The organism is Streptomyces fodineus (genome assembly GCF_001735805.1).
Taxonomy (GTDB): domain Bacteria; phylum Actinomycetota; class Actinomycetes; order Streptomycetales; family Streptomycetaceae; genus Streptomyces; species Streptomyces fodineus.
Map to the genome: position 1 here is coordinate 3,881,894 of NZ_CP017248.1, position 25,897 is coordinate 3,907,790.

Consider the following 25,897-nt stretch of genomic DNA (forward strand, 5'->3'; position numbering starts at 1 on the left):
CCATGATCCCCACACTCCGTGTATACATGCCGCGTATACACCATGTGTAGAGTGCTTGGCATGTCCATCGGTCACACCCTCCTGGGACTCCTGGAGTCCGGCCCGCGGCACGGTTACGACCTGAAGCGGGCCTTCGACGAGAAGTTCGGTCACGACCGGCCACTGCACTACGGCCAGGTCTACTCCACGATGTCCCGGCTGCTGAAGCACGGCCTCGTGGAGGTCGACGGCATCGAGGCGGGCGGCGGCCCCGAGCGGAAGCGGTACGCCATCACCGCCGCCGGCATCACCGACGTCGAGCACTGGCTCGGCACCCCGGAGAAGCCGGAGGAGTACCTGCAGTCGACCCTGTACACCAAGGTCGTCCTGGCCCTCCTCACCCACCGCGACGCCTCCGTCGTCCTCGACGCCCAGCGCTCCGAGCACCTGCGCAGCATGCGGATCCTGACCGACCGCAAGCGCAAGGGCGACCTCGCGGACCAGCTGATCTGCGACCACGCGCTGTTCCACCTCGAGGCCGACCTGCGCTGGCTGGAACTGACCGCCGCGCGCCTCGACAAGCTCAGGGCGGCGGTGGCCGCATGACCAGCGTTCCTCCTCCTCCCGGCTCCCTGCTCGTCGCCGAGGACCTGCGCAAGGCCTACGGCCCCACGGTCGCGCTCGACGGCGCCCAGTTCTCCATCCACCCCGGCGAGGTCGTCGCCGTGATGGGCCCCTCCGGCTCCGGCAAGTCGACGCTGCTGCACTGCCTCGCCGGCATCGTGCCGCCCGACTCCGGGTCCATCACCTACGACGGCCGGGAACTGGCCGGCATGAGCGACACCGAACGCAGCGCGCTCAGACGGTCCGAGTTCGGGTTCGTCTTCCAGTTCGGCCAGCTGGTGCCCGAGTTGACCTGCGTGGAGAACGTGGCCCTGCCGCTGCGGCTGAACGGCACCCCCCGCAAGCAGGCCGAGCGGGCCGCGCTCACCTGGATGGAACGCCTGGAGGTGGACGACCTCGGCGGCAAGCGGCCCGGCGAGGTCTCCGGCGGCCAGGGGCAGCGCGTCGCGGTGGCGCGGGCGCTGGTCACCGGGCCCCGGGTGGTGTTCGCCGACGAGCCGACCGGCGCGCTCGACTCCCTCAACGGCGAGCGTGTGATGGAGCTGCTGACCGACGCGGCCCGCTCCACCAACGCCGCCGTCGTCCTCGTCACGCATGAGGCCCGGGTGGCCGCCTACTCCGACCGCGAGATCGTCGTACGCGACGGCAAGTCACGGGACATGGAGCGCGCCATATGAGTGCCCGCCAGTGGTCCAGGGACCTCGGCATGGGCGTGAGGTTCGCCTTCACCGGCGGGCGCGAGGGCTGGATCCGGATGCTGCTGACGGCGGTCGGCGTCGGTCTCGGCGTCGCGCTGCTGCTGCTGACGACCGCGATCCCGAACGCGCTGGCGGTACGGGACCAGCGCAACCAGGACCGCTTGGACTACACCTACGGCCCGCACCGGGCGAAGGCCGCGAACACCCTGGTGATCTCCGACACCGACAGCACCTTCCGCGGCAGCGACGTGCGCGGCCGGCTGGTGGAGCCCGAAGGGCCGCGGGCACCGCTCGCTCCGGGCCTCACGAAGTACCCGGCGCCCGGCGAGATGGTCGTCTCCCCCGCACTGAAGGACCTCCTCGGCTCGGCGGACGGCAAGCTGCTGCGCGAGCGGCTGCCGTACCGGATCACCGGGACGATCGCCGAGCCCGGACTCGTCGGCTCGCACGAACTCGCCTACTACGCCGGGGCGAAGGACCTCGCCCCGCGCTTCGACGGCTGGCGGACGGCCCGGATCGACCACTTCGGTCCGCCGAAGGCCTCACCGGTGAACAAGGCCGACCCGGTACTGATCCTGCTGGTGCTGGTCGTCTTCGTGGTGCTGCTGATGCCGGTCGCCGTGTTCATCGCCACGGCCGTACGGTTCGGCGGCGAGCGGCGCGACCGCAGGCTGGCCGCGCTGCGGCTGGTGGGCTCCGACAGCCGGATGACCCGGCGGATCGCGGCCGGCGAGGCACTCGCGGGCTCGCTGCTCGGGCTGGTCTTCGGCACCGTCTTCTTCCTGCTCGGCCGGCAGCTCGCGGGCTCGGTCGAGATCGTGGGCATCAGCGTCTTCCCCAGCTATCTCGATCCCTCCCCGGCACTGGCCGCCCTGGTCGCTCTCGCCGTTCCGGCGGCGGCGGTGCTGGTCACGCTGTTCGCGCTGCGCCGGGTGGTCATCGAGCCGCTGGGCGTGGTCCGTACGGCCAAGCCCACCCGCCGCCGGCTGTGGTGGCGGCTGCTGCTGCCGCTGGGCGGCCTTGCCTGCCTCGCGCCGATGATGGGACAGGGCCGGAACAACGGCACCTTCAACGAGTACCTGGTGATCGGCGGCGTCCTGCTGCTGCTCGTCGGTGTCACCGCGCTGCTGCCATGGGTCGTCGAGGCGGTCGTGGCCCGGCTCGGAAGCGGCGGGCTGTCCTGGCAACTGGCCGTCCGGCGGCTGCAGTTGAGCAGCGGCTCGGCGGCCCGCCTGGTCAACGGCATCGCGGTCGCGGTGGCCGGGGCGATCGCGCTGCAGATGCTGTTCGCGGGGGTCCAGGACGACTACACCAAGTACACCGCGCAGAACACCGACCGGGTGCAGATGCAGGTCAACCTGTCACGGGGGCTGCCCTTCCTCCCGGCCGCCCAGCAGTTCGCCGCGACCAAGGGCGTACGGAAGGCCACCTCGGTTGGCAGCACCGAGCTGGGCGACGGGCGCTGGAGCTCCGACAAGGGGCCGGCGAACACCGTCGGTCTCACCGTGGGCACCTGTGCCACGCTGCGGGAGATGGCCGACCTGCCGAGCTGCCGCGACGGCGACGTCTTCGCGGTGACCGGCGCAGACCGGGACGCCGACGTGGCGAAGCTCGCCCGGCCCGGCCGCACCCTCCATCTCGACGCGAGCGACGGCGCGGGCAACGGCCCGGACGTCGTGTGGACCGTGCCCGGCAACCTGAAGCGGGGCCGCGCGCTCATCGGTCCGGCCGGCTTCAAGGAGAGCGGTGTGCTGATGACCCCGGCCGCCGTGTCCCACCGGATGAGCGCCACGCTGACCGGATCGGTGTACCTCGCGCTGGACGAGTCGCTGCCGGACGCGCACGAATACGTCCGCAACACCGCGGCGCGGATCGACCCGCTGGCAAACGCGATGGTGTGGTCGTCCTCCGAGCGCTCGAAGCAGTTCACCTCCATCCGCACCGGTACGTCCGCCGGCGCCGTCTGTGTGCTGGCGCTGATCGGCGCGAGTCTGCTGGTGTCCCAGCTGGAGCAGTTGCGCGAGCGGCGCAAGCTGCTGTCGTCGCTGGTCGCCTTCGGCACCCGGCGGCGCACGCTGGGCCTGTCGGTGCTGTGGCAGACGGCGATCCCCATCACCCTCGGCCTGCTGCTCGCCTCGACCGTCGGACTGACGCTGGGCGCGGTGCTGCTGAAGATGGTGGGCGCGACGGTGGGCGTGGACTGGCCGAGCATGCTGTCGATGACCGGCGCCGGCGCGGCGGTCGTCCTCACCGTCACGCTGCTGAGCCTGCCGCCGCTGCTGCGGATGATGCGGCCGGAGGGCCTGCGCACGGAGTAGCGGCGCGCAGCAGGAGCGCGGTGCGCCGTGGGCCCCTCCCGCCCGGGGGCCCACGGCCGCATCCTCACAGGCTGTGTTCCCGCACCACCCTCCGCGCCTGCGCGAACAGCATGCCGACGTTCACCGACTTACGGCAGACGACGACGGCGACGACGTCCTGCTGCTCGTTCATCCGCAGGAACAGGTGGGTGAGGTTGTCGCTGTTGACGAGGATCTCCTGGAAGAAGTGGGTGTCGTCGCTGACGCCGCGGCGCTCCTTGAAGACGTCCTCGATCATCACGACCGTACGCCCCTGGAACAGGTCGAGGGTCGCGCCCGCCAGCAGGTCCAGGACCTCCGGCGGGTGGTTGTCGACGGTCTCGTACGACAGCAGCATCCCGGTGGCCATGTCGACCACGCCGGCCGCGACACAGTCGGGCGTCTCGGCCCGCAGTGACTTGACCAGACTCATCACCTGGTCGGAGAAACCCGTCATACGCTTCGTGGCCATCCGTCACACCCCCTCAGGCGTCTTCTCGGTGAGGATCGATCCGATGCGGTCGAGGGCCGGGTGGGTCGCCCGGTGCAGGCGGTTCACGTCCATCCCCTCGTCCCCGAGGACCACCATCAGCGCGGTGTCGCCGACGGCGTAGAAGGCGACGCAGCCATGGCTGCCGTACGTCACCGTCTGGCGCAGCGCTCCGCGCGATGTGGCGGTGGCGGTGCGGCGCGCCAGGCCCAGGCCCGCAGCCGCGAGCGCGGCGAGCCCCTCCGGGTCGATCGACTCCGCGGTGTCGGCCGCGATGAGCATGCCGTCGGCCGCCGCGAGGGCCGTGTCGGTGATCCCGGTCACCTGCTCACGCAGTCCGCGCATCTCCCGCGCGAGGGCTTCGTGATCCATGTACTCAACTCCCTTGTTCTGTTGCCGGATCCGACCGCTGCGGCGGTCAACGGGCCCGTGTCATTCGGCGGTTCCGTGCCGCAGCCGGAAGAACCCTTTCCAGCCCGCCCCGCTCGTCGGCGGGACGAGGACTTCGGTGATGCCGCTGGCACCGGGTGCGCGGCGCGGCAGTTCGCAAGGCGCCTCCGGCTCCGGCGCGGACGGCTCGGGGTGCCGGGGGACCGGCGCCTCGGGCGCCATCAGGAGCGGGGGCTCGGTGAACGGACCGACGCACTCCAGCAGCCCCTCGCCGAGCATCCGCGCGACCTCCACGGTGACCGTGTAGACCCCGCGGCCGGTGCAAAAGGCCAGGTCACGGGCGGTACGGCGGCCGTCGGCGTGCGCGAGCAGCTCCCGTTGCAGCGGGGTGCGCGCGTGGTCCGGCGCGGCCCTGGGCAGGGGCCGTTCGCGGTCGGGGCGTACGGGGTACGGCAGCGCGGCCACGGCGGCCGCTTTGCGCACCGCGTCCTCGAGCAGCCGGGCGGGCCGCTCGCCGACGGCGACCGGGGCGTGCGGCTCGGTGCCGGTGACCCGTTCGAAGGCGTCCACCCGGCCGGCGACGACGGCGAAGGCCGCGTCCTGCAGCGCCAGCAGGCACACCACCCGGAGCTGGGCGGCCCCCGCGTAGCCGTGCGCGATCAGTCCGGCGACCGGCCAGCGCTCCCCGGTCGCGCGCACCAGGTCCGTCCACCGCTCCCCGTCGATGCGCTCGGAGCGCAGGAGCAGGGCCTCGGCACCGGGGGCGCCGGGGCTCTCGGCCGCCACGACGAGTCCGTTCCGCAGATGGAAGGCACCGCCGGGGCTGCCCGGCACCCGCAGCTCCCCCGTGAATCCGTCACGCCCGCACGCGGTCAGCGCGTGCCCGAGCCCGCCGTGATCCATCAGTCCCCTTGTATTTCGCACAGACGCCTGACGCGTCGCACCGAGGGGGTATGTGTATCAGCGGAGCGGCCTGTTTCAGCCGGGGATTTCCCACCTGATCCGGACTGACGGAAGTTGGAGTTTCGAGCCGTTGCACATCGCCTTGTTCGACACTCATTTGATCGATTGACGGGCTCAGGCGTCCGATTCGAGCACCCGCACCGGCAGCGAGCGCAGCGCCCCGCGCAGGGCCGCCGCCAGTTCCTCGTACTCGGCGGACCGGGCCGCTCCCGCCCGCATGGCGAAGGCGACCCGGCGGCTCGGGGCCGGGTCGGCGAAGTAGCCGGTGAGGAGGTGGCTGCTGCGGGTGGTCTCCAGCTTCAGGGCCGTACGCGGCAGCAGCGTGCAGCCGAGGCCGCCGGCCACCAGCTGGACCAGGGTCGACAGACCGGCGGCCGTGGTCGTCACCGGCGCGTCCGCGCGGCCCGCCTCCCGGCAGATGTCGAGGGCCTGGTCGCGCAGGCAGTGACCCTCGTCCAGGAGCAGCAGGTTCAGCTCCTTCAGCGCCTCGCGCGGGATGCCCTCGCGGCCACCGAGCCAGTGGTCGAGCGGCGTGACGAGCACGAAGTCCTCGTCGAACAGCGGGAGTTCGACGACTCCGGGGACACCGAGCGGCACCGCCAGCAACAGCAGGTCGAGGCGGCCGGAGCCCAGGCCGTCGATCAGGCTGGCGGTCTGCTCCTCGTGCACCTGGAGGTCGAGGTGCGGGTAGCGCTCGTGGACGAGCCGCAGCACGGCCGGCAGCAGGTACGGCGCGACCGTCGGGATCACCCCGAGGCGCAGGACGCCCGTGAACGGCGCCCGGACCGCCTCCGCCTCCTCCAGCAGCGTGCCGACCGCGTCCAGCACCGCCTTCGCCCGCATCGCGAGTCGCTCACCGGCGGGCGAGAGCAGCACCTTGCGCGTCGTACGCTCGAGGAGGGTCACGCCCAGGATCTCCTCCAGTGCCGAGACCGCTCCGGACAGGGCGGGCTGGCTCATCCCGATGGCGGCCGCGGCGTCCCGGAAGTGCAGGTGCTCGGCCACGGCGGCGAACGCACGCAGCTGGGCGAGGCTCGGCTGTCTCCGCTTTCCGTTACTCATGGTCACTGATAACTACCTCCGATCAACATGACCGAGTGTAGCTATTTCACTAATCAATGCCCTCTGTGCCAACATCGACAGCGTCCAACCCATGGGAAACACCCTCAAAAGGGGTGTTCCTCGCTGCAAGGAGAGCGTGTGCTCACTGTCGGTGACAAGTTCCCCGAGTTCGAACTGACCGCCTGCGTCTCGCTGGAGAAGGGCAAGGAGTTCGAGCAGATCCACCACAAGTCCTACGAGGGCAAGTGGCTGGTGGTCTTCGCCTGGCCCAAGGACTTCACATTCGTGTGCCCGACCGAGATCGCCGCGTTCGGGAAGCTGAACGACGAGTTCGCCGACCGCGACGCCCAGATCCTCGGCTTCTCCGGTGACTCCGAGTTCGTCCACCACGCCTGGCGCAAGGACCACCCGGACCTGACGGACCTGCCGTTCCCGATGATGGCCGACTCCAAGCACGAGCTGATGCGCGACCTGGGCATCGAGGGCGAGGACGGCTTCGCGCAGCGCGCCGTCTTCATCGTCGACCCGAACCGCGAGATCCAGTTCACGATGGTGACCGCCGGTTCCGTGGGCCGTAACCCCAAGGAGGTCCTGCGGGTCCTGGACGCCCTGCAGACCGACGAGCTGTGCCCGTGCAACTGGAGCAAGGGCGAGGACACCCTGGACCCGGTCGCGCTGCTGGCCGGTGAGTGACCCATGTCGCTCGACTCGCTGAAGTCCCGCGTCCCGGACTACGCCAAGGACCTCAAGCTCAACCTGGGCTCGGTCATCGGCAACTCCGACCTGCCCGCGCAACAGCTGTGGGGCACGGTGCTGGCGACCGCCATCGCCTCCCGGTCCCCGATCGTGCTGCGTGAGCTGGAGCCGGAGGCGAAGGCGAACCTGACGCCGGAGGCGTACACGGCCGCCAAGTCGGCCGCCGCCATCATGGCGATGAACAACGTCTTCTACCGGACGCGCCACCTGCTGTCGGACCACGAGTACGGCACCCTGCGCGCGGGCCTGCGGATGAACGTCATCGGCAACCCGGGCGTGGAGAAGGTCGACTTCGAGCTGTGGTCGTTCGCGGTCTCCGCGATCAACGGCTGCGGGATGTGCCTGGACTCGCACGAGCAGGTGCTGCGCAAGGCGGGCGTCGAGCGCGAGGTGATCCAGGAGGCGTTCAAGATCGCCTCGGTGATCCAGGCGGTCGGCGTCACCCTCGAGACCGAGGCCGTGCTGGCCGAGTAGGCCACCCCCTGAAGACCCCGTTCACTCCTGGTGGACGGGGTCTTCGGCGTTCTCCGGGACGCTCTCCCCGGCGCCGGACGTCTGCTGCTGCATCTGCAGCGAGTACTGCCGCAGATATCCCACGACCGTGTTCGTCACCGCCACCAGCGGTACGGCCACCACCGCGCCGCCGATGCCCGCCACCATGCCGCCGGCCGCCACGGTGAGGACGACGGCGAGCGGGTGGACGCGGACCGCGCGGCCGAGGATGAACGGCTGGAGCACATGGCCCTCGATCTGCTGGACCGCGAGGACGACCAGCAGGGTCATGACGGCCGTGAAGACACCCTGGGTCACCAGCGCCACGATCACCGCGAGCGCGCCGGAGGCGACCGCGCCGACGAGCGGGATGAACGAGAACAGGAAGATGAAGACGGCCAGCGGCACCGCCATCGGCACGTTGAGGAAGTAGATGCCCATGCCGATGAAGATCGCGTCGATCAGGGCGACCAGGACCGTGCCGCGGACGTACGCCGTCAGGGTGCGCCAGGCGCGCGGGCCGGCGCCGGCGATGGCCGGGCGGGCCGCGGCGGGCACCAGCTTGAGGAACCACTGCCAGATGCGCTTGCCGTCGTAGAGCAGGAACAGCGTCGAGAAGAACACCAGCAGGATGCTGGTGAGGGTCTCGATGATGACCTGAACGCCCTCCAGGCCCGCGGACGTTATCTGGTCGGCGTTGGCGCCGATGGCCTCGCGGAGGTTCTTGGCGATCTGGTTGATCTGCTTGTCGGTGACGTGGAACGGGCTCTTCAGCAGCCAGTCGCGCAGGTCGTCGATGCCGGACTGGATCTGGGTGGAGAGCGTGTCGATGTTCTCCATGACCTGCCAGGTCACGAACCAGCCCATCAGCCCTATGACGACGAACCCGCTGATCGCGGTGAGCGCGGTGGCAAGGCCGCGCGGCACTCCGCGGCGGGTGAGCCGGGCGACCGTCGGCTGCAGCAGCGCGGTGACGAGCAGGGCGATGACGAAGGCGAAGACCACCAGCTGGACCGCGCTGATGACCCGCATCAGCACCCAGACGGTCCCGGCAAGGACCAGCAACCGCCAGCCGGCCTCGGCGGCGACCCGTACACCCCAGGGCACGGCCTGCGCGGGATCGGGTCGGGGGCCGGCCGACGGCGCGGGCGTATGGGCGGGCGGTACGGCGTCGGCGACGGGGACATCCGCGAGGGGGACGTCGGCGACGAGGGCCGGGCCGCTCGGCCGGGACGGGGTGTCCGGGGCGTCCGGGGGGTTCTCGGTGTGCTCGCGCTCCACCTCGGCACGACGCTCGTCCAGGCGCTCGCTCATCTCGGTGAGACCGGCACCGAGCCTGCCGAGCCACCCTGGCACTCGCGACATGATCCGTCCTCTTCCCCCGCGTCCCCGCGTGCTCGCCACCTCTCCTCCCCCTGGAGGCATCCGGGTACGACCGTACAGGGCGAAAGCCCCTCCCCTAAGACGGGGAGGGGCTGCGCAAGGTTGAGAGGCGCGGCCGGGCCTCAGTAGTTGCCGTTCGCCTGCCAGAACGTCCAGGCGTCACAGGGGCTGCCGTAACGCTGGTTCATGTAGTTCAGGCCCCACTTGATCTGGGTGGCCGGGTTGGTCCGCCAGTCGGCGCCCGCGGACGACATCTTGCCGGCGGGCAGTGCCTGGACGAGACCGTAGGCGCCGGAGGAGGCGTTGACCGCCTGGTAGTTCCAGGTGGACTCGTGGTCCACGATGTTGCTGAAGCACTGGAACTGCCCGGCCGGCACGATCTGCCGTGCGATGGCCTGGACTTGCGCCACCGTGTACGAGGACTGAACGGGGAAGCTGGCGTCGCTGCTGCCGCCGCTTCGGCTGGCCTCGGTCTTCGCCTGGGCGCGCTCCTTGGCGTCCTTGGCCGCCTGCTCGGCCGCCGCCTTCTTGGCGACCGCGGTCTCGGCGGCTGCCTTTCGGGCCGCCGCCTCGGCGTCCTTCTTGGCGCTCGCGTCGGCGGCGATGGCCTGGGCGTCGGCCTGCTGCGTCAGGGACGCGGACTGCACCTGGGCCTGCTGGCCCGCGGGTATGTCCGCGAGGAGCGTGGTGTCGGCTGCCGTCGCCTCGGCGTCGTTGTTGTTCTGCGCGACGCTGCCCGAGGCAACTCCGACGACGCTTCCGACGGCGGTGACCGCGGTGGCCGAGGCCACTGCGAATCCCCGGACCGAAATCCGGCTCACACGGTTTCCTTCCAGCATCGCCCGCTTCGGTGACCCTGGCGGACGCAATCGTGCCCCTGGCACTGGCCTCCCAACTGCGGGGTCACGGGAGGCGCGGGCCCGGTGGGCAACTCCCTCTCGGGGAGCGCCGCGTGGTGCTCGGGCGGCATACGACGAACTGTATGGACTTGGGTGTTACTTCTGTGGCGCTGTACCGCTGGGGGTACGGCTGTGTCGTATGCGGGGCCTGACAGGACTGAGACTCTGCCGCAACCGGACGCCGGGTGGCAATTCTGTGTTGCGTGTGAAAGGTCACATCCCGTTTGGCCCGGGGGATTTCCGGAAAGCTCCACATACCGAGGCGCCGCCCGGCTAGGCTCTTGGCCTTTGCCGGACGGCGCCAACTGCTGTGCGGGTCAGGTCAGATGTGCCCGTCCTCCAGCATTTCGGTCACAAGCGCAGCAATCTGGGACCTCTCGGACCGGGTCAGCGTGACGTGCGCGAAGAGCGGATGCCCCTTCAGCTTCTCCACGACGGCCACCACACCGTCGTAGCGACCCACCCGCAGATTGTCCCTTTGCGCCACATCATGGGTCAGAACGACCCGCGAATTGGCGCCGATTCGGGACAGAACGGTCAGCAGGACGTTCCGTTCCAGCGACTGCGCCTCGTCCACGATCACGAACGCGTCGTGCAGCGAACGGCCGCGGATGTGGGTGAGCGGCAGCACCTCCAGCATCCCGCGCGCGGTGACCTCCTCGATGACCTCGCGGGACGTGACGGCCGACAGCGTGTCGAAGACGGCCTGCGCCCACGGGCTCATCTTCTCCGCCTCGCTGCCCGGCAGATAGCCCAGCTCCTGCCCGCCGACCGCGTACAGCGGCCGGAAGACCATCACCTTCTGGTGCTGGCGGCGCTCCAGGACCGCCTCCAGGCCCGCGCACAGCGCCAGCGCCGACTTGCCGGTGCCGGCCCGGCCGCCCATCGAGACGATTCCCACGTCCGGGTCGAGCAGCAGGTCGAGCGCGATGCGCTGCTCGGCGCTGCGGCCCTTGATGCCGAACGCCTCCCGGTCGCCGCGCACCAGGCGGACGTTGCCCTCGGCGCTGACCCGGCCGAGCGCCTTGCCGCGCTCGGAGTGGATGGTCAGCCCGGTGTGCACGGGCAGTTCGGCGGCCTCGGGGACGTACAGGTGTCCTTCCTCGAAGAGGATGTCCACCTGCTCGGCGGAGAGCGTCAGTTCGGACATTCCGGTCCAGCCGGAGTTCTCCGTGATGGCGAGTTCGGCGCGGTACTCCTCGGCGAGGAGGCCCACGGACGAGGCCTTGATCCTGAGCGGGAGGTCCTTCGACACCACGGTGACGTCGTACCCCTCGGCCTGCAGATTGCGGGCGACCGCGAGGATGCGGGAGTCGTTGTCCCCCAGGCGGTAGCCGGTGGGCAGCACGCTGGGGTCCGAGTGGTTCAGCTCGACACGGACGGTCCCGCCCAGCTCCCCGATCGGGATGGGGGCGTCGAGGCGACCGTTCTTCACCCGGTAGTCGTCCAGCAGGCGCAGGGCCTGACGGGCGAAGTAGCCGAGTTCCGGATGGTGCCGCTTGGCCTCCAGTTCCGTGACCACCACGATGGGGAGCACGACCTCGTGCTCGTCGAAGCGGGTCAGGGCGTTCGGGTCGGCCAGCAGGACGCTGGTGTCGAGAACATAGGTGCGCCGGTCTGGCTTGTGGCGCTTTGTGCTGGTCACCACGGAAGGACGTACCCCCTCGGATGAGGTCGGGGAGCGACGAGATCGAGCTGGACCGGTCGACGGCCGCGATGCGTATACGCGGGCCGAGAACCGGCCCTCCGCGTCTGCTTCCGTGCAGTGAGGGCACGGTCGGGCTGGTGCAACGGGCCTCCCGGGCGGACGGCCCCGTGCCGCCCGCTGAGATCCGACACCCGTGGTTCGGGTGTCGACCTGCTTGGCTTATGCCCTCGAACATGCACTGCCATGCAAAAGCAGCCACGGGCGTGCCGGTGAACTCCTCGTTACATCCGCACGAACAGGGGTAAGCGGAGCATCCCGCCGGCCGGGCGGCCGACCGGGCATTCGGGGGGTCTCAGCCGCCGTAACGGCGGTGACGTGCGGCGTAGTCGCGCAGGGCGCGCAGGAAGTCGACCTTGCGGAAGGCCGGCCAGAAGACCTCGCAGAAGTAGTACTCGGAGTGCGCGGTCTGCCACAGCATGAATCCGGACAACCGCTGCTCACCGCTGGTGCGGATAACGAGGTCCGGGTCGGGCTGGGCGCCGGTGTAGAGATGACGGCCGATCATGTCGATGTCGACGGACTCGGCGAGGTCCTCCATCGCCACGCCCTTGTCGCGGGCGTCGAGCAGCATGGAGCGCACGGCGTCGGCGATCTCCTGCCGGCCGCCGTAGCCGATGGCCACGTTGACGAGTATCCCGTCGATGTGGGCGGTGGCCTCCTCGGCCTCCTTCAGGATGCGCTGCATGCCGGCCGGCAGCAGGTCCATCGTGCCGACGTGGTGCACCCGCCAGCGGCCGTCGGCGGCGAGCGTGCGGACGACGTCCTCGATGATGCCGAGCAGCGGGACGAGTTCCTCCTGCGGCCGGTCGAAGTTGTCCGTGGACAGCAGCCACAGGGTGACGACCTCGACGTCGGTCTCGGTGCACCAGCCGAGGAACTCCTCGATCTTTTCCGCACCGGCCCGGTGGCCGTGGACGGTGGTGGAGCCGGACGCCTTCGCCCAGCGACGGTTGCCGTCCATGATGACGCCGATGTGCTTGGGCACCTGATCGTGGTCCAGGTGGCCCTCCACCCGGCGTGCGTAGAGCCTGACGAGCAGGCTGCGCAGGGTGTCGCGCAGGTTCACGTGGCCCTCCGGGGGTTTGGCGGCGGGTTCGGGGGTGCGGGAGGTGTTTGAGCCTACCCCGCTGGAGGCTTTGTCCCGGCCCGGGGTTTGGGGATTGGGGTTCGGGGCCTGCGGTGACGCCGCCGAGTGCGGCGGTGCGGGCGGTGCTCGCGCCCACGCGGCGCAGCCGTACGCCGAGGACAGCCCCGCATCCCTTGGGTAGGGACGCTCGCCGCATCCGAGAGGTTCCGGGAGGATCCGAAGAGCGCGCCGCCGGCCGGGAACGAAAAAACGGGCCGGTCCGTGGGGGGGAGACGGACCGGCCCGAGGGGGGGTTTCCACCATAACCCTTCGTAAGGGATGGTGGGTGCATCAGCGGCACACAACTACTCTCCGAAATCATCCGGCGACGCCCCGGTGGGCGCGGAAGGCTGGATTCAGGGGTGCCGTATGGCGGATTCACAGCGGAATCCCAAGGAAAACCGATCGGATACGAAGCGATTCGGAGGGATCCGGAGAGATCCGGGCGGTTTACGCCATCTTGGGGACATTCGGCGAGTTGCCCGGGGGGTCCCTCCGACGGGCTACCCGGTCAGCGAACGGTGACTTGACGGTTCCGTTTCGGGGGCGCGGGGAGGTCGGCGGTTTCACAGGCACCGCGCAGCCCCCTCCACTGCGCGGTACCGCCCGCGCGGGTTTGCCGACGCGAATTCCCTTGGTCTGAACCTATGTGACGGGTGAGGCTGATGTGAACCGCAGCGGATAACAATGTGGAAACCCCTGGCAAACCGGAGGTGAATCAGTCGGGCTCACGGCGGTCATCGACCCGGCTTGCGCACGTCGAAGAGGTGCCGGGTGCTGTGCGCCACGAACGGCCCCTCCCGCTCGATCCGGTCGTGCAGCGCGCGGAGTTGGGGCTCGTACGCCGCCACCGTGAAACCCGGGACCATCCACACCACCTTGCGCAGGAAATGGACGACCGCGGCGATGTCGCGGAACTCCATCCGCAGCCGCTCCGCCCGCAGCCCGGCCACCTCCAGCCCCGCCGCCTCGGCGTCGGCCCGCTCGCGCTCGGGGTCCCGGCCGCGACGCACCTCCTCCGGCAGCGGCCCGAGGAAGTGCTCCACCAGCTCGAAGACACTGGCCGGCCCGACATGCTGGGCGAAGTACGTGCCACCCGGCCGCAGCACCCGGGCGATCTCCTTCCAGTACGGCCGCACCGGATGCCGGCTGAGCACCAGGTCGAACGTCTCGTCGGCGAACGGCAGCGGCGCGTCGTCCGGGGCGGCGACGACCACCACACCGCGCGGCCGCAGCAGGGCGGTCGCCTTGGCCACATTCGCGGGCCAGCCCTCGGTCGCGGCGGCCAGCACCGGCCGGGCGGGCTCGGCCCTGCCCAGCGCGAAGTCCAGCACCTCGCCGCCGCCGGTCTGGATGTCGAGCACGGCCCCGGCCCCGGCCAGCCGCTCCGCCGCCTGCGCGGCGTACCCCCACGAGGGCCGCTGCTCACTGGCCCGGCCCTCGAACCAGGAGAAGTCCCACCCCTCGGTCGGTACGGCGGCACCCTCGGCCACGAGGTCTTCGAAGGAGTGGTTCACGGACATGCCCTCCATGATCTCAGGGCACTGGACGGCGCGGCCTGCTAATTTCCGCGCGTATGACGACTTCCCACATGACGACCTACTCCGCCGGAGAGAAGCAGACGCTGCACGCGAGCCTGAACCGGCACCGGGACGCCGTGCTGTGGAAGCTGGACGGCCTCGACGACGAGCAGGTGCGCCGGCCGATGGCCCCGAGCGGCACCAATCTGCTGGGCCTGGTGAAGCATCTGGCCTGCGTGGAGTACGGCTGGTTCGTGGAGACCTTCGGCGGGGAGGCCGAGCCGCTGTGGTTCGACCCGCACGACGACATGCGGGTCACCCCCGAGGAGACCACCGAGCGGATCACCGCCTTCTACGGCCGCGCCCGCACCGCCGCCGACGCGGTGATCACCGACCTGCCCCTGGACACGCAGGGCAGCCCGGCCTGGCGGGACATCACCGTCAGCCTGCGCTGGACCCTGGTCCACATGGTCGAGGAAACCGCGCGGCACGCCGGCCACATGGACATCCTGCGGGAACTGATCGACGGCGCGACCGGCGACCATCCACCGGTGACCGGGGTGAGGTGAGCGGGGTGAGGTGAGCGGGGCGGGCCGGTCGCTGTGGGCCGGTCTGGGCGGGGCGACCGGGTGTAGGCCGTTCGGGCGGGCGGTGCGGGCGGCTACCCGAAGGTCACCCGCACGGGACCGACCAGCAACCGGGGCAGCAGCCAAAGCCAGCACCGCGCCGGCAGGCCTGCTGACCGGCCCGCAGCGCTTCCCGGGTCGGCTCGAAGGGTGGTTGCCAGGGCGTGGGGGCCGTCCGTCAGGGGTGTTCGCTCGGGGGGCCGTCGAGGACGAGGAGGACGTGCTCGTCGTCCCCGTGCCGGACGGTGCCGGTCCGCTCGAAGCCGTGTCTCTCCAGCAGGCGGACGGAGGCGGTGTTGGCGTGGAAGGGGTCGGCGTACAAGGGCCGTACGCGATCCAGCTCCAGGAAGAGACCGAGCGCGCGAGTGCCGACGCCGCGCCCCCAGTGCGGCCGCCCCAGCCAGTACCCCACGAACCGCCGCTCGCCCTCCGTCCACGACACGACGTTCCCCGCGACCTCACCGCCCACGGTGACCGTCCGCACGAGGCAGTCGGGATCGCCCAGCACGCGCTCCCGCCAATGCCGCAGGAAGGCGTCCCGCGGCCGGGGCGTGAACCTCGACCGCCGGACGGCCTCCGGGTCGTGCTCATGGGCGAGGAAGACGAACAGATCGTCGTCCGTGACACCCCGCAGGCCCACTTCACTGTGCTCGCCCCGCTCATCGGTCATGCAGGGCAGTGTGGCAGCCGCCACTGACAACGCCCCGCCACCTGCGGTTACGGCACCAGCGGGCGGACTTGCTCGGCGGCGAACCGCACGAACCCCTCCGGGTCGGGCTCGTCCCCGGTCGGCTGCAGCACGACGGTGTCGGCCCCGGCCTCGGCAAGCCGCCGTACGGCCGCGGCCACGGCACCGGCGTCACCGGCCACTCCCACGTCCGTGGCCGACTCCAGCCCCTCGTCGGCGAGTTCGGCCCGCAGCCGGGCCTCGGCGTCGGTCCCCGTGGCGGCGAGCAGATAGACGACGACCGGGTGATGTGCACCGCGCCCCGCCTCCTTCTGCCCCTCCTCGATGAGCTGCCGGGCCTGCCGTACGCCGTCCGGGGAGGTGGAGGCGGTGAGGACCGTACCGTCGGCCTTGGCGCCGGAGAGACGGAGCGTGCGCGGCCCGGTGGCACCGGCGAACACGGGCACCGCCCGCTCCGGCGGCCAGTCGAGAGCGACGTCGTCCAAGGAGACGTACCGCCCCCGCACGCTGAGCCGCTGCCCGCCCAACAGGCCACGCAGGGCGTCGAGATGCTCGCCGAGCAGGGTGAGCGGGGAGGCGGGCCGGGCGCCCACCTGCCCCATCCAGTCCTGCACCCCATGCCCGACGACGACGGTCGCCCGGCCGGGGAACATCCGGTGCAGGGAGGCGGCCTCCATCGCGGTCAGGGCCACGTTCCTGAGCGGCACGGGCAGCAGCCCGACCCCGACCCGCACCCGCTCGCTCCACGCGAGCGCCGCGGCGGCGGTCGACATCCCGCCCTCCCGGAAACAGTCCTCCCACAACCACAGTTCCTCGAGCCCCACCTCATCCGCTACGCGGGCCACCGCCCGCAGCCGCTCGGGCGGGAGCTGGGGACGGAACACGACACCGAGTCCAGTCATGGATGCCTTCCTAGTGGGGAGGACGTGGAGTGGCAACTCATTTCGACCGGCGGCGAGTTCGCAGGCCGCGGGCCCGGGGGAGGGAACATGGGAAGACGCTGGCGAGACGGGGCGGGAAGCCTGATCGTGCCGGGTGACGCGGACGGCGAGGACCCGGTGATCCTCCCCCTGGAACTCGCGGCCTCCTACCGGGCCCGCACGAAGGGGCTGCTGGGCCGGGACGCGCTCGACGGCGCCATGCTCCTCTCCCCGGCCAGCGGGGTGCACACCTTCGGCATGCGCATCCCGATCGACGTCGCCTACCTGGACCGCCGGCTGACCGTCCTCGCGGTCCGCACGATGCGGCCGGGCCGCCTGGGCCTCCCCCGGCTCCGGGCGCGGCACGTACTGGAGGCGGAGGCGGGGGCGATGGCCGGGTGGGGTGTCAAGGCCGGAGTGCGCGTGTCCGTCGAGACGGCGTAGCCGCGCCCGTCGGCCGCGGCGTTGTCAGTGGGGCGATTTAGCATCCGGGCATGAGAGCCACGGGAACGTTCAAGGTCGAGGAGTTCACTCCGGCGGAGGTGCGGCTGCCGGAGCCGGTGGTCGAGACGGCGGTGCCGGTCGGGCTGGCCACGCTGCGCAAGCGGTACGAGGGTGAGGTCGCCGGTGTGTCGGGGACGCTGTTCACCGCGGCGTACGACCAGTCGAGTGGGACCGGCACGTATGTCGCCATGGAGTCCTTCGAGGGGAGCCTCGGCGGGCTGAGCGGCACCTTCAACTTCGCCCACTCGGCGACGACCGACGGAGAGGGCAGAGAGGCCGAGTTCTTCGTGATCGTGCCGGGGAGCGGGACGGGGGCGCTGGCCGGGATCCGCGGGGCCGGCGGTCTGCGGATCGACGCGGACGGCACCCATCGGATCTGGTTCGAGTACGAGGTGGGTGAGTAGCGAGCCCTCCCTGGCGGGTCAGTCCTTGGTGCGGGGGAAGGACACCTCGACCCGGCGGTTCTTCCTGCGGCCCTCCTCGGTGGAGTTGTCGGCGATCGGGAACTGCTCGCCGTAGCCGCGGACCTCGAAGGTGATGTTCGGATCGTTCAGATCCTGGTCCAGGACGGCCTGTACCGCGTTGGCGCGTTGCCTGGACAGGATGTCGCCGTGAGCGGCGGAGCCGAGGTTGTCGGTGAAGCCGAAGACACGGATCTGGGTGGCGTTCTGCTTCTTGATCTCCTCGGCGATCGTGGCGATACGGGCCTTCGCGTCGTCGCCCAGCTTGGCACTGTCCTTGCTGAAGAGGACTTCCGCCTGGAGCGCGAAGGTGACGTCCGCGTTGGTGTCCTCCCGGCGCTCGTCCCCGCTCTGATCCTCCACGACCGACTTGATGTCCAGCACCTTCGGCGCGGCGAGCGTGGCACCCTCGGGGAGCTTGAGGTCGGGATCGGTGGGGTCGATCTTGACGGGGGCCGCGGCGGAGGGCTCGGTGACGGGGGGCTGGCTGGGGTCCGTGCCGTCCGCCCGGGCCGGGGTGGTGGCGAGGAGGAGGGTGGCGGCGGCGAGGGTGAGGGCGAGACGGGTGGTGGTCACTTCGGCCTCACCCGGAGATCTTGATGGTGGCGGAGGAGAAGGTCGGCAGCTGGAATTCCACGTCGGTCGTGTTCGCGGGAGGGGAGGGGAACTGCATGAAGACGGCCAGGGTGGCTCCGGCCTTGAGTGTCGAGAAGCCGGTGGTCGTCAGCGGGCGGCCCTCGGTGTCCCGCAGCACGTAGTACCGCTTCTTGCCCTGCGCGTCGACCAGCGCGGCCCCGCCCAGGGACTTGCCGTTCTTGATGATCTCGGTTTCATTGCCGCTCAGCGCCGAGGGGATCACCGCGCTCTGCCCCCCGTCGTTCTTCAAGGTGCCATTGACCGTCACGAAGCCGCCCGCATCGCGTTGAGCTGACGTGATCTGGAGGAGCAGGCCGTCCGACCCCTTCAACTCGGCCAGCGGCTGGTCCGACTGCCCCTGCTGGGCGCGCGAGTCGGAGCCAGTCGTCCGGGAAGCGGACGCCGAACCGTCCGGCTTCTTGTCGTCACCGCCACCACTTCCACCGCAACCGGCCACACCGACGGCCAGACCAGCCGCAACGGTCAATGCGACCATCCCCCTGCGGGCCTTCGCAGTGAACCGCATGCTCATCGCTCCGCTTCCTTCGTCATTGATCGTTCGCCAGATGGACGTCGAAGAGGTCCTGTGGTTTCGGGAGGTCGGTGAGGTCATCCGGATTCAGGTCCCAGGTCCTGTGGTCCTTGCAGGTGAGTTGAGGCAGGGCCTTCTTGCCTGCTGCTTTGCCATCAGAGGGATTGAACGTGCAGAGCCGCTCGATCACGGCGGTGGCGGACGCCTTTGACTGGAAGTGCTCCGACCCCGGCACGACAGACCGGCCTACGGACGCGTTGGTCTGCACGTCAACGTGGTACTTCATCCCTGGTACAGGGCAGTAATTCAATGCGGCATCGTTCTGCGTGGCGAGTTGGCGGGCGCGCAAGCACGGGTCGGCGAACGTCACCTTGCCCTCGAAGATGTCCTCCCACTTCGTAGGGTCGACCAGAACTTTGACCCACTGGGCCGTGAGCTGGTCACGCTCGTTCTGGGCCCCCGCGAGCGCTGCCGAGTCGGCAGCCGTCTGGGCCCCGCTCCGATTCACTGCGGCCTGGCCGACCGCAAGGTACGCCAACGCAAGAAAAAGCAGGCCTGCCACCACCGTGATGTAGATGGGGAAGGCCTGCCCTGCGTCGCTGCGCGGAGGAATCAGCCGCCGGTGACTTGGGCGATCTTGCTCGTGATCGCATCGAAGATCGTCTGCCCGATGCTCGTCCCCGTGATCGCCAACACGATCGCCACCACCACCGCGATGATCCCCAGGTACTCCACCGCGGTCTGCCCCCGGTCGCTGCGGGCGGCGCGGGCGACGCGGGCCTGTAGGTACGCGACGGTGGTGTTGAACCAACTGTTCATGGTGGTCCCCTCCGGGTTCGCCTCCGATCCCGGCAACGTACGGCGCCGCACTCGCGTCGCCCAAGGGTCCCAGGGCCCAACCCCGGACCCATTCCCCCCGCCGTCCTCGCCCCCGCGTCCCCACCTCAGGCCACCCCCAGCCACTTCGCGGCCGCCTGGGACCTGGTGGTGGTCTGGAGTTTGGCGAAGATGCGGTTGATGTGGTTCTTGACCGTCTTCTCGGAGATGAAGCAGGCGGCGGCGATCTGCTGGTTGGTCATGCCGGACGCGATGAGGTCCATGATCTCCGCCTCCCTCGTACTCAGCCGGAAACGTGAACGGAACGACTGTCCCATAGGGGATTGCAGTTGCGAAAGGGTTTCGGGCGAGTTTTTCCCTAAAAATTGCGGGAGTTGAGGTTCCACGTGTGCAGATGCACTTGCCCGCAACTCTGTCAGCAACGCCTTCGCCGCCCCCGGTGTCACATGCGGCCGCCCCTCCCGGACATCCCGCACCGCCCTCACCAACTGCTCGGTCGTGAACTCGCCGTGCACCAGATATCCCCCCGCCCCCAGCCGCAGCGCCTCCCGTACGGTCTCCGTCTCATGGCTGTAGGTGAGCATCATGACCGGCGCCAGCCGCACCAGGTGGGGCAATGCCGAGATTCCATCGACCCCGGGCATGCGGACGTCGAGGAGGATGACGTCCGGCCGGTGCCGCAGCGCCGCCTCGTACGCCTCGCGGCCGTCCGCCGCCTCCGCCACCACCGTGGTGTCCTCCCGGCCCGAGAGCAGGGCCGTCAGGCCCGCTCTGACCACGGGATTGTCGTCGGCCACCAGCAGACGCAAGGGGGGCGGAAAGGGTGAAGGGATCTCCGGCCAGGGGTGCATGTGCTGCATCGGTGCCTCCTCTCAGGCTTCCCCGGGGGATGAACCAGCGCTGTCGAGGGCCGACAGGGGAATTTCCACGCGGACCTCCGTGCCCCGCTCGTGGCCGCCCCGGCCGATACGGATGCGGGCGCCCGCCTGCGCGGCCCGCTCCACCATCCCGAGCAGGCCGAAGTGGCCCGAGCTGCGGAGCCGTTCGAGGGTGGTGCCGGGTGGAAGGCCGCGGCCGTCGTCGTGGACGGTGAGGCGGAGCAGATCGCCGTGGACGCTCGCGCGTACGTCCACGTGGGTCGCCGACGCGTGCCGGTGGGCGTTCTCCAGCGCCTCCGTGGCGATGGAGAGCAGGTGACGGGCCAGGGCGGACGGCACCGGGGGGAGGGCGGAGTCGGCTCCGGTGGGCCAGTCGCAGGTAGCCCGAAGGCCTGTGCGCGCCGTGAACTGGCCCACCTCGTAGGCGAGTTCGTGCCACAGGGGCTGCTCCACGGGCAGGGCACTCGGTTCGCGCCGCAGGTCCGTCAGCAGTTCCCGTGACTCCGCCGCCGCCCTGCGCGCCGAGCGCGACACCAGTTCCGCCTGCTGACGTATGCGGTCGGGGTCGGGTGCGTCGGTCGAGGCCGTTGCCGCCAGGCCGTCCGCCGCCAGGGCCACGCCGTAGAGCGTCTTGGCCACGGAGTCGTGCATCTCGCGGGCCAGCCGGGCGCGTTCCGCGCTCACCGCCTCCGCCGCCGCGAGGCGCGCCTGGACCGTCGTCAGGGCCTGGGTCGCGGCGCCGAAACGGAGCATCAGGTTGCGCAGGGTCGAACCCATGGCACCGGCGACGACGCACAGGCCGGGAAGGAGGAGGGCCTCGGCCACCGGCGCGTGGCGGTCGGCCTTCAGGGTGGCGTGGACCAGCAGCAGGATCAGCGACTGGAGGGAGGCGAAACAGGCCGCGCCGCGCCAGCTGTAGACCAGGCCCGCGAGCAGCGGGGTGCAGACGCTGACGTAGGCGAGGGTGGTGTCCGGGCCGGCCGAGATGAGGAGGAAGGAGCCGAACAGGGTGTCGGCGGCGAGCAGGCTGGGGTGGCGCAGGAGGAGCGGGCCGAAGCGTTCCCAGTCGCGGAAGAGGACGTACGACACCATGAAGGTGACCACCACGGCCGCGCCGACCAGGCGGACGCCCAGGCCCGGGGCCGCGTTGAGCAGGGCGGCGGGGGCGGCCAGGGCGATCATGGCCAGGCGGAAGCCGAAGACCTGACGGCACATGGCTTGCAGCGCGCTGATCTGGATCTTCTCCGACGGCTCGGCGGCCGACCCCGCAGCGGCCGTCGCCTTCGACCGGCGGAGCCGGCCCACCCGGCGTACGAACCAGCCGGTGACCTCCGCGAGCCACCCCCCGAGCCGGCCGACAGCCCCTCTCACCCCGGCCCCGGAGAACGCGCCTGCCCCGCGACCGCGCCCCGTCAGACCCGCCACCGTCATCTCCGCCTCACTTCCCGGTGAGTGAGCCGAAGTCCACGCCGGAGCCGAGCAGCAGGCCGGCGCCGAGCAGCAGCATCGTGGCCGGGACCATGAACGTGGTGATCAGCAGCGTGGCCTTGGGTACCGCGCGGGCGGCCTTGCGGCGGGCGTTCTGGGCGTCGGTGCGGCGCATGTCCTTGGCCAGGGAGACGAGGGTGTCGACGATCGGCGCGCCCAGTTCCTCCCCCTGCTGCAACGCCGTCACGAACATCGCCACCTGTTCCGAGTCGTTCCTCCTCCTCAGCTCCGCGAAGGCCTGGCGGCGGCTCATGCCGAGGTCCATCTGGCGCAGGGTGATGCGCAGTTCGTCGGCCCAGGGGCCCTCGTAGCGCGAGGCCACGCGGTCCAGGGCCTGGCGGAAGCCGAGCCCCGCGCTGACCACCACCGCCAGCACGTCCAGGAAGTCCGGGAGCGTGCGCTCGATGACGTCCTTGCGCACCCGGATCGCCGACCAGATGCCGACCTCCGTCCAGAACGCGCCGAAGAACAGCAGGAGCACCGCCACGAACCACTGGCCTCGCAGCAGGAACACCACACAGCCCACCGCCCCCAGCGCGCCGTACACCGCTCGCCGCGCCGCATACCGGTCGATGGTCAGGCCGCCGGGGTTGCCCGCCAGGTCGATCTTGCGGCGGTACTTGGCCACCAGGCGCGGGCCCATCAGGCGCAGCACGGCGGGGGCGTAGCGCATGCCCATCCGGTCGATGACCGAGCCCACCGCGCCGGTGCGGGTGGCGCCCACCTCCAGGGCCACCGCCAGGTCACCGGGGAGTCTGGCGTCCGCGCGGTACATGCGGATGCCGGTGAAGGCGCCCCAGACGCCGAGGCCCATCAGCATCGCGAGCAGGAATCCCACCATCGGTCCGGCCCCCTCCCTCAGACGTCGATCCGGCTCAGCCGGCGGATGAGGACGAATCCGACCGCGTACATCGCGAACGCGATGAGCACGCAGGCCTGGCCGACCGGGGAGCCGGTCATGCGGGCCAGCGCGCCGTCCTTCACCCCGTTCATCAGGAACAGCGCGCCGACACCGAGGACGGGGACGGCGTACGACGTCATGGTCACCTGGGAGAGCTGGGTGCGGATCTCGCGCCGGGTCTCCTTGCGTTCCTCCAGGGTCTCGGTCAGGTTCCGCAGGGCACTCACCACCTGGCCGCCCGCCCTGTTCGACAGCACCAAGGTGGTGACCAGGACGACCAACTCGCGCGACGGGAGACGGTCGGCCAGCTCGCCGAGCGCCTCGTCGAGGGAGTGGCCGACGGCCAACTGGTCGGCCACCTTGGCCAGTTCCTCGCCGGCCGGGGCCTCGAGCTCTTCCGCCGCCATGCCGATCGCGGTGCGCAGGGCCAGGCCGGCCTGGGTGGCGTTGGCCAGGATGCGGGCCAGTTCGGGGAGCTGGTTGATGAAGCGCTCGATGCGTTTCTGGCGCTGCCAGTTGAGGAACTGGGCCGCCGCCCAGATGCCGAGCGCGCCGGCGAGCGGGCCGAAGAAGGGAGCCAGGGTGGCCTGGCCGATCAGCCAGAGCGCGGCGACCGTGGCGAGCATGTAGACGAAGAACTCGCCCGGGGTGACGTCGAGACCGGTCGCCGCGAGGCGCAGTTCCAGCCAGCGGCCGAAGCGGGTGCGGCGCAGCCGCCGGTCCAGGTCGCGGAAGCGGCGCCTGCGGCCGGTCGCCGCTATGGGGCCGGTGTGCGAGAGACGGTCCACCAGGTCCGCGCGCTGGGCCCGGCCCGAGGCGTAGGCGTGTACGCCGGCCACCGCCAGGACGCAGGTCAGCAGCGTCACTCCGGTGGTGAGCTGGACGAGGGTGTGGAGTTCCATGGGTGGCCTACCTGGCTTCTCGGGTGGCGAGCTGGTCCACGGAGCGGGCGACTCCGAAGGCCTGAGGGATGGGCTGGCTCGCCATGTAGAGGCGGTCGGCGGTACGGCGGGGCAGCGGGAAGTACTGGAAGCTGCCGTACACGCGGCCGTCGGGGGTCATGGGCTGGGCGTCGAACCGGGCCACGGTCGCGATCCGGTACGGCTCCCCGCCATGGCTGTCGAGCAGCGCGATCTCGGTGATCCGGCGGGCGCCGTCGGCGAACCGGGTGAGCTGGACGATGACGTCGACCGCGCTGTTGATCTGGTCGTGCAGGGCCACGAAGGGCACCTCCACGTCGGACATGGAGGCGAGGGTCTGGAGCCGGGTGAGCGCGTCCTCGGCACTGTTGGCGTGCACCGTGGCCAGCGATCCGTCGTGGCCCGTGGACATCGCCTGGAGCATGTCCAGGGACTCGCCGCCACGGACCTCACCGACCACGATCCGGTCCGGGCGCATGCGCAGGGAGTTGCGGACGAGGTCGCGGATGGTGACCTGGCCCTTGCCCTCGACGTTCGGCGGCCGTGATTCCAGGCGGACCACATGGGTCTGCTGGAGCTGGAGTTCCGCGGAGTCCTCGATGGTGATGATGCGCTCGTGGGAGGGGATCAGCCCGGAGAGGGCGTTCAGCAGGGTCGTCTTCCCGGTGCCGGTCGCGCCCGAGACGATGATGTTGAACTTCGCCTGCACCAGCCCCGCCAGCAGGTACACCATGTGCTCGTCCAGCGAGCCGAAGGAGATCAGCTCCTGGAGGGTGAAGGAGCGCGGGAAGCGGCGGATGGTGAGGATGGGGCCGGTCAGCGACAGCGGCGGGATGATGACGTTGACGCGCTCACCGGAGGGCAGTCGCGCGTCCACCATCGGGTTCGACTCGTCGACCCTGCGGTTCACCGTGGAGACGATCCGCTCGATGGTCTGCATCAGCTGGTCCGAGGAGACGAATCGCAGGGGCAACTGCTCGACGCGGCCGCCGCGTTCGACGAAGATCGCGTCGGGGCCGTTCACCATGATCTCGGTGATCGACGCGTCTTCCAGGAGCGGTTCGAGGATGCCGAGACCCAGGGCCTCGTCCACGACGCGCCGGATCAGCTGCGAGCGCTCCACCGTCGACAGCACCGGGCCCTCGCGGCTGATGATGTGCCCCAGCACCCGCTCGAGCCGCGCCCGGCGCTCGGCGGCGGCCAGCGAACTCATCTCCGCGAGGTCGATCTCCTCCAGCAGCTTGGCCCGGTAGGAGGCGACCAGATGCCCGTCCTCGCCCCGGCTGCCGTGCTCCTCCGGAGTGCTGATGCGTGCCCGCAGGCTCATGTCGGCATCTCCTCGGCTAGTGGTCGAGCGGCATGGTGGCGGTTTTGGTGGCGTCGCCGAAGTCCCAGATGATCTTCGGGATCTTCACCCGGGCGGTGACGGTGACCGAGCCGGCGTCCGCGGGGCCTTTCCCGCACTTCACGGTGAGTGCGCCGCTGACCGCCTGGGCACAGGCCGGCTGTGGGTCCTGCTGCAAAGAGGCCGCCCGCGCCCCCGCCCGCGCTGCCGTACTCGCCTGCTCGGCGGCGTACGCGACGACCCCGATCTGGATGCCCGCCATGGCCACGATCAGCAGAATCGGGATGAACCCGAGGTACTCGATGGCGACCTGGCCCGCGTCCCGCCCTCCGCGTCGGTACGGCATCTCAGTGCTTCACCTCCTCGACGGCGCCGGCGTGGCCGGTCACCGTGGCGGGGAAGGAGATCACTCCGGGAAAGAGAACGGGGACTTTGAGGTAGACATCGGCCGTGACATAGCCGGATCCACTGCACCGCACCATCGCATCCCCCTTCCAGGCCGTCGACAGATGCTTCAGCCCCGCGGCCGAGCAGGCAGCCTGCCGTGCATCCCCGCGCGGTGCCGCCGTCCCCGCCCGCACCGCCTCGTCCGCAGCATTCCCGGCCAGCGTGAAGGTGTACCCCACGAGCACGGCCTGCCACACGAGCACCAAGGTCAGAATGATCAGCGGCGTCATCCCCAGGAACTCGATGCTCACCTGCCCCCGGTCCCCGCCCGGCCTTCTCATGGCGCGC

Annotated in this window: 30 protein-coding genes; 8 read left to right on the forward strand and 22 right to left on the reverse strand. The window is 70.5% G+C overall.

Features of this window, described 5'->3' with window-relative positions; all coding sequences use genetic code 11:
- Positions 1-60 precede the first annotated feature (60 nt).
- Genes BFF78_RS15900 through BFF78_RS15910 form a run of 3 tightly spaced genes read left to right on the forward strand, consistent with a single transcriptional unit; the run spans position 61 to position 3,619 of the window.
- A complete protein-coding gene (locus BFF78_RS15900; RefSeq protein ID WP_069778969.1) occupies positions 61-585 on the forward strand; it encodes a PadR family transcriptional regulator in 525 nt (174 codons plus the stop codon).
- Positions 582-1,280, forward strand: a complete 699-nt coding sequence (locus BFF78_RS15905) for an ABC transporter ATP-binding protein (protein WP_069778970.1) — start codon at positions 582-584, stop codon at positions 1,278-1,280. Before BFF78_RS15900 ends, BFF78_RS15905 begins: the two co-directional genes overlap by 4 nt.
- On the forward strand, positions 1,277-3,619 hold the full coding sequence (locus BFF78_RS15910; RefSeq protein ID WP_069778971.1) for an ABC transporter permease: 2,343 nt from the start codon (positions 1,277-1,279) through the stop codon (positions 3,617-3,619). Before BFF78_RS15905 ends, BFF78_RS15910 begins: the two co-directional genes overlap by 4 nt.
- 64 nt (positions 3,620-3,683) lie before the next feature.
- Here the strand turns inward: BFF78_RS15910 and BFF78_RS15915 are convergent, their stop codons facing one another.
- The 4 genes from BFF78_RS15915 to BFF78_RS15930 form a co-directional block, all read right to left on the reverse strand.
- Positions 3,684-4,109 carry a hypothetical protein gene (locus BFF78_RS15915; protein WP_069778972.1) on the reverse strand — a complete coding sequence of 142 codons (426 nt, stop codon included), beginning with the start codon at positions 4,107-4,109 and terminating at the stop codon, positions 3,684-3,686.
- 3 nt (positions 4,110-4,112) lie between these two features.
- Complete coding sequence (locus BFF78_RS15920; RefSeq protein ID WP_069778973.1) at positions 4,113-4,499, reverse strand: roadblock/LC7 domain-containing protein; 387 nt, start codon at positions 4,497-4,499, stop codon at positions 4,113-4,115.
- Positions 4,500-4,559: 60 nt separating this feature from the next.
- On the reverse strand, positions 4,560-5,420 hold the full coding sequence (locus BFF78_RS15925; protein WP_069778974.1) for a hypothetical protein: 861 nt from the start codon (positions 5,418-5,420) through the stop codon (positions 4,560-4,562).
- A gap of 174 nt (positions 5,421-5,594) precedes the next feature.
- Positions 5,595-6,542 carry a LysR substrate-binding domain-containing protein gene (locus BFF78_RS15930; protein ID WP_069783596.1) on the reverse strand — a complete coding sequence of 316 codons (948 nt, stop codon included), beginning with the start codon at positions 6,540-6,542 and terminating at the stop codon, positions 5,595-5,597.
- Positions 6,543-6,680: 138 nt separating this feature from the next.
- Here BFF78_RS15930 and BFF78_RS15935 point away from each other — a divergent pair, with 138 nt between their 5' ends.
- On the forward strand, positions 6,681-7,235 hold the full coding sequence (locus BFF78_RS15935; RefSeq protein WP_069778975.1) for a peroxiredoxin: 555 nt from the start codon (positions 6,681-6,683) through the stop codon (positions 7,233-7,235).
- 3 nt (positions 7,236-7,238) lie between these two features.
- A complete protein-coding gene (locus BFF78_RS15940) occupies positions 7,239-7,772 on the forward strand; it encodes an alkyl hydroperoxide reductase (protein ID WP_069778976.1) in 534 nt (177 codons plus the stop codon).
- A gap of 21 nt (positions 7,773-7,793) precedes the next feature.
- On the opposite strand, the gene BFF78_RS15945 is transcribed toward BFF78_RS15940, so the two are convergent.
- The 5 genes from BFF78_RS15945 to BFF78_RS15965 form a co-directional block, all read right to left on the reverse strand.
- The gene (locus tag BFF78_RS15945; RefSeq protein WP_069778977.1) at positions 7,794-9,155 is read right to left on the reverse strand and encodes an AI-2E family transporter; all 1,362 of its coding nucleotides are present in this window, start codon (positions 9,153-9,155) and stop codon (positions 7,794-7,796) included.
- A gap of 140 nt (positions 9,156-9,295) precedes the next feature.
- A complete protein-coding gene (locus BFF78_RS15950) occupies positions 9,296-9,994 on the reverse strand; it encodes an aggregation-promoting factor C-terminal-like domain-containing protein (RefSeq protein ID WP_227025842.1) in 699 nt (232 codons plus the stop codon).
- Positions 9,995-10,394: 400 nt separating this feature from the next.
- Complete coding sequence (locus BFF78_RS15955; RefSeq protein WP_069778979.1) at positions 10,395-11,720, reverse strand: PhoH family protein; 1,326 nt, start codon at positions 11,718-11,720, stop codon at positions 10,395-10,397.
- 352 nt (positions 11,721-12,072) lie between these two features.
- On the reverse strand, positions 12,073-12,846 hold the full coding sequence (locus tag BFF78_RS15960) for an isoprenyl transferase (RefSeq protein WP_069778980.1): 774 nt from the start codon (positions 12,844-12,846) through the stop codon (positions 12,073-12,075).
- Positions 12,847-13,643: 797 nt separating this feature from the next.
- Positions 13,644-14,429 carry a class I SAM-dependent methyltransferase gene (locus tag BFF78_RS15965; RefSeq protein ID WP_165289365.1) on the reverse strand — a complete coding sequence of 262 codons (786 nt, stop codon included), beginning with the start codon at positions 14,427-14,429 and terminating at the stop codon, positions 13,644-13,646.
- Positions 14,430-14,482: 53 nt separating this feature from the next.
- On the opposite strand from BFF78_RS15965, the gene BFF78_RS15970 reads away from it, so the two are divergent.
- Positions 14,483-14,995 (forward strand): DinB family protein, encoded by a 513-nt coding sequence (locus tag BFF78_RS15970; protein WP_069778982.1) that lies wholly within the window; start codon positions 14,483-14,485, stop codon positions 14,993-14,995.
- A gap of 235 nt (positions 14,996-15,230) precedes the next feature.
- Here the strand turns inward: BFF78_RS15970 and BFF78_RS15975 are convergent, their stop codons facing one another.
- Both BFF78_RS15975 and BFF78_RS15980 read right to left on the reverse strand, forming a co-directional pair.
- Entirely contained in the window at positions 15,231-15,722 is a 492-nt protein-coding gene (locus BFF78_RS15975) for a GNAT family N-acetyltransferase (protein ID WP_069783597.1), read from the reverse strand.
- 47 nt (positions 15,723-15,769) lie between these two features.
- Positions 15,770-16,642, reverse strand: coding sequence for an LLM class flavin-dependent oxidoreductase (locus tag BFF78_RS15980; RefSeq protein WP_069778983.1), 873 nt, complete (start codon positions 16,640-16,642; stop codon positions 15,770-15,772).
- Between the two features lie 87 nt (positions 16,643-16,729).
- Here BFF78_RS15980 and BFF78_RS15985 point away from each other — a divergent pair, with 87 nt between their 5' ends.
- Positions 16,730-17,104 (forward strand): DUF192 domain-containing protein, encoded by a 375-nt coding sequence (locus tag BFF78_RS15985; RefSeq protein WP_069778984.1) that lies wholly within the window; start codon positions 16,730-16,732, stop codon positions 17,102-17,104.
- A gap of 50 nt (positions 17,105-17,154) precedes the next feature.
- Positions 17,155-17,568: a DUF3224 domain-containing protein gene (locus tag BFF78_RS15990; RefSeq protein ID WP_069778985.1), complete on the forward strand. Its 414-nt coding sequence runs from the start codon at positions 17,155-17,157 to the stop codon at positions 17,566-17,568.
- An 18-nt stretch (positions 17,569-17,586) separates the two neighbouring features.
- Here the strand turns inward: BFF78_RS15990 and BFF78_RS15995 are convergent, their stop codons facing one another.
- From BFF78_RS15995 to BFF78_RS16045, 11 genes are all read right to left on the reverse strand, one after another.
- The gene (locus BFF78_RS15995) at positions 17,587-18,201 is read right to left on the reverse strand and encodes an OmpA family protein (RefSeq protein ID WP_069778986.1); all 615 of its coding nucleotides are present in this window, start codon (positions 18,199-18,201) and stop codon (positions 17,587-17,589) included.
- 7 nt (positions 18,202-18,208) lie between these two features.
- Complete coding sequence (locus BFF78_RS16000) at positions 18,209-18,793, reverse strand: hypothetical protein (RefSeq protein ID WP_069778987.1); 585 nt, start codon at positions 18,791-18,793, stop codon at positions 18,209-18,211.
- A 16-nt stretch (positions 18,794-18,809) separates the two neighbouring features.
- Positions 18,810-19,409, reverse strand: a complete 600-nt coding sequence (locus tag BFF78_RS16005) for a pilus assembly protein TadG-related protein (RefSeq protein WP_069783599.1) — start codon at positions 19,407-19,409, stop codon at positions 18,810-18,812.
- Complete coding sequence (locus BFF78_RS16010; RefSeq protein ID WP_069783598.1) at positions 19,406-19,612, reverse strand: Flp family type IVb pilin; 207 nt, start codon at positions 19,610-19,612, stop codon at positions 19,406-19,408. Before BFF78_RS16010 ends, BFF78_RS16005 begins: the two co-directional genes overlap by 4 nt.
- Before the next feature lie 125 nt (positions 19,613-19,737).
- Entirely contained in the window at positions 19,738-20,490 is a 753-nt protein-coding gene (locus BFF78_RS16015; protein WP_069778988.1) for a response regulator, read from the reverse strand.
- A 12-nt stretch (positions 20,491-20,502) separates the two neighbouring features.
- On the reverse strand, positions 20,503-21,939 hold the full coding sequence (locus BFF78_RS16020) for a sensor histidine kinase (protein ID WP_079161340.1): 1,437 nt from the start codon (positions 21,937-21,939) through the stop codon (positions 20,503-20,505).
- Between the two features lie 7 nt (positions 21,940-21,946).
- Positions 21,947-22,834, reverse strand: a complete 888-nt coding sequence (locus BFF78_RS16025; RefSeq protein ID WP_069783600.1) for a DUF5936 domain-containing protein — start codon at positions 22,832-22,834, stop codon at positions 21,947-21,949.
- 20 nt (positions 22,835-22,854) lie between these two features.
- On the reverse strand, positions 22,855-23,799 hold the full coding sequence (locus tag BFF78_RS16030) for a type II secretion system F family protein (protein WP_069778989.1): 945 nt from the start codon (positions 23,797-23,799) through the stop codon (positions 22,855-22,857).
- Positions 23,800-23,806: 7 nt separating this feature from the next.
- Positions 23,807-25,144, reverse strand: a complete 1,338-nt coding sequence (locus BFF78_RS16035; protein ID WP_069778990.1) for a CpaF family protein — start codon at positions 25,142-25,144, stop codon at positions 23,807-23,809.
- Between the two features lie 16 nt (positions 25,145-25,160).
- On the reverse strand, positions 25,161-25,508 hold the full coding sequence (locus tag BFF78_RS16040) for a TadE/TadG family type IV pilus assembly protein (RefSeq protein ID WP_069778991.1): 348 nt from the start codon (positions 25,506-25,508) through the stop codon (positions 25,161-25,163).
- 1 nt (position 25,509) lies between these two features.
- Entirely contained in the window at positions 25,510-25,890 is a 381-nt protein-coding gene (locus BFF78_RS16045) for a TadE family protein (protein ID WP_069778992.1), read from the reverse strand.
- Positions 25,891-25,897: the final 7 nt, after the last annotated feature.

What these genes read in the sequence shown, in the direction of transcription:
- BFF78_RS15900 (WP_069778969.1), top strand. Translation starts at nt 61, where the DNA reads ATGTCCATCGGTCACACCCTCCTGGGACTCCTGGAGTCCGGCCCGCGG.
- BFF78_RS15905 (WP_069778970.1), top strand. Translation starts at nt 582, where the DNA reads ATGACCAGCGTTCCTCCTCCTCCCGGCTCCCTGCTCGTCGCCGAGGAC.
- BFF78_RS15910 (WP_069778971.1), top strand. Translation starts at nt 1,277, where the DNA reads ATGAGTGCCCGCCAGTGGTCCAGGGACCTCGGCATGGGCGTGAGGTTC.
- BFF78_RS15915 (WP_069778972.1), bottom strand. Translation starts at nt 4,109, where the DNA reads ATGGCCACGAAGCGTATGACGGGTTTCTCCGACCAGGTGATGAGTCTG.
- BFF78_RS15920 (WP_069778973.1), bottom strand. Translation starts at nt 4,499, where the DNA reads ATGGATCACGAAGCCCTCGCGCGGGAGATGCGCGGACTGCGTGAGCAG.
- BFF78_RS15925 (WP_069778974.1), bottom strand. Translation starts at nt 5,420, where the DNA reads ATGGATCACGGCGGGCTCGGGCACGCGCTGACCGCGTGCGGGCGTGAC.
- BFF78_RS15930 (WP_069783596.1), bottom strand. Translation starts at nt 6,542, where the DNA reads ATGAGTAACGGAAAGCGGAGACAGCCGAGCCTCGCCCAGCTGCGTGCG.
- BFF78_RS15940 (WP_069778976.1), top strand. Translation starts at nt 7,239, where the DNA reads ATGTCGCTCGACTCGCTGAAGTCCCGCGTCCCGGACTACGCCAAGGAC.
- BFF78_RS15945 (WP_069778977.1), bottom strand. Translation starts at nt 9,155, where the DNA reads ATGTCGCGAGTGCCAGGGTGGCTCGGCAGGCTCGGTGCCGGTCTCACC.
- BFF78_RS15965 (WP_165289365.1), bottom strand. Translation starts at nt 14,429, where the DNA reads ATGTCCGTGAACCACTCCTTCGAAGACCTCGTGGCCGAGGGTGCCGCC.
- BFF78_RS15970 (WP_069778982.1), top strand. Translation starts at nt 14,483, where the DNA reads ATGACGACTTCCCACATGACGACCTACTCCGCCGGAGAGAAGCAGACG.
- BFF78_RS15975 (WP_069783597.1), bottom strand. Translation starts at nt 15,722, where the DNA reads ATGACCGATGAGCGGGGCGAGCACAGTGAAGTGGGCCTGCGGGGTGTC.
- BFF78_RS15980 (WP_069778983.1), bottom strand. Translation starts at nt 16,642, where the DNA reads ATGACTGGACTCGGTGTCGTGTTCCGTCCCCAGCTCCCGCCCGAGCGG.
- BFF78_RS15985 (WP_069778984.1), top strand. Translation starts at nt 16,730, where the DNA reads ATGGGAAGACGCTGGCGAGACGGGGCGGGAAGCCTGATCGTGCCGGGT.
- BFF78_RS15990 (WP_069778985.1), top strand. Translation starts at nt 17,155, where the DNA reads ATGAGAGCCACGGGAACGTTCAAGGTCGAGGAGTTCACTCCGGCGGAG.
- BFF78_RS16000 (WP_069778987.1), bottom strand. Translation starts at nt 18,793, where the DNA reads ATGAGCATGCGGTTCACTGCGAAGGCCCGCAGGGGGATGGTCGCATTG.
- BFF78_RS16010 (WP_069783598.1), bottom strand. Translation starts at nt 19,612, where the DNA reads ATGAACAGTTGGTTCAACACCACCGTCGCGTACCTACAGGCCCGCGTC.
- BFF78_RS16015 (WP_069778988.1), bottom strand. Translation starts at nt 20,490, where the DNA reads ATGCAGCACATGCACCCCTGGCCGGAGATCCCTTCACCCTTTCCGCCC.
- BFF78_RS16020 (WP_079161340.1), bottom strand. Translation starts at nt 21,939, where the DNA reads ATGACGGTGGCGGGTCTGACGGGGCGCGGTCGCGGGGCAGGCGCGTTC.
- BFF78_RS16030 (WP_069778989.1), bottom strand. Translation starts at nt 23,799, where the DNA reads ATGGAACTCCACACCCTCGTCCAGCTCACCACCGGAGTGACGCTGCTG.
- BFF78_RS16035 (WP_069778990.1), bottom strand. Translation starts at nt 25,144, where the DNA reads ATGAGCCTGCGGGCACGCATCAGCACTCCGGAGGAGCACGGCAGCCGG.
- BFF78_RS16040 (WP_069778991.1), bottom strand. Translation starts at nt 25,508, where the DNA reads ATGCCGTACCGACGCGGAGGGCGGGACGCGGGCCAGGTCGCCATCGAG.
- BFF78_RS16045 (WP_069778992.1), bottom strand. Translation starts at nt 25,890, where the DNA reads ATGAGAAGGCCGGGCGGGGACCGGGGGCAGGTGAGCATCGAGTTCCTG.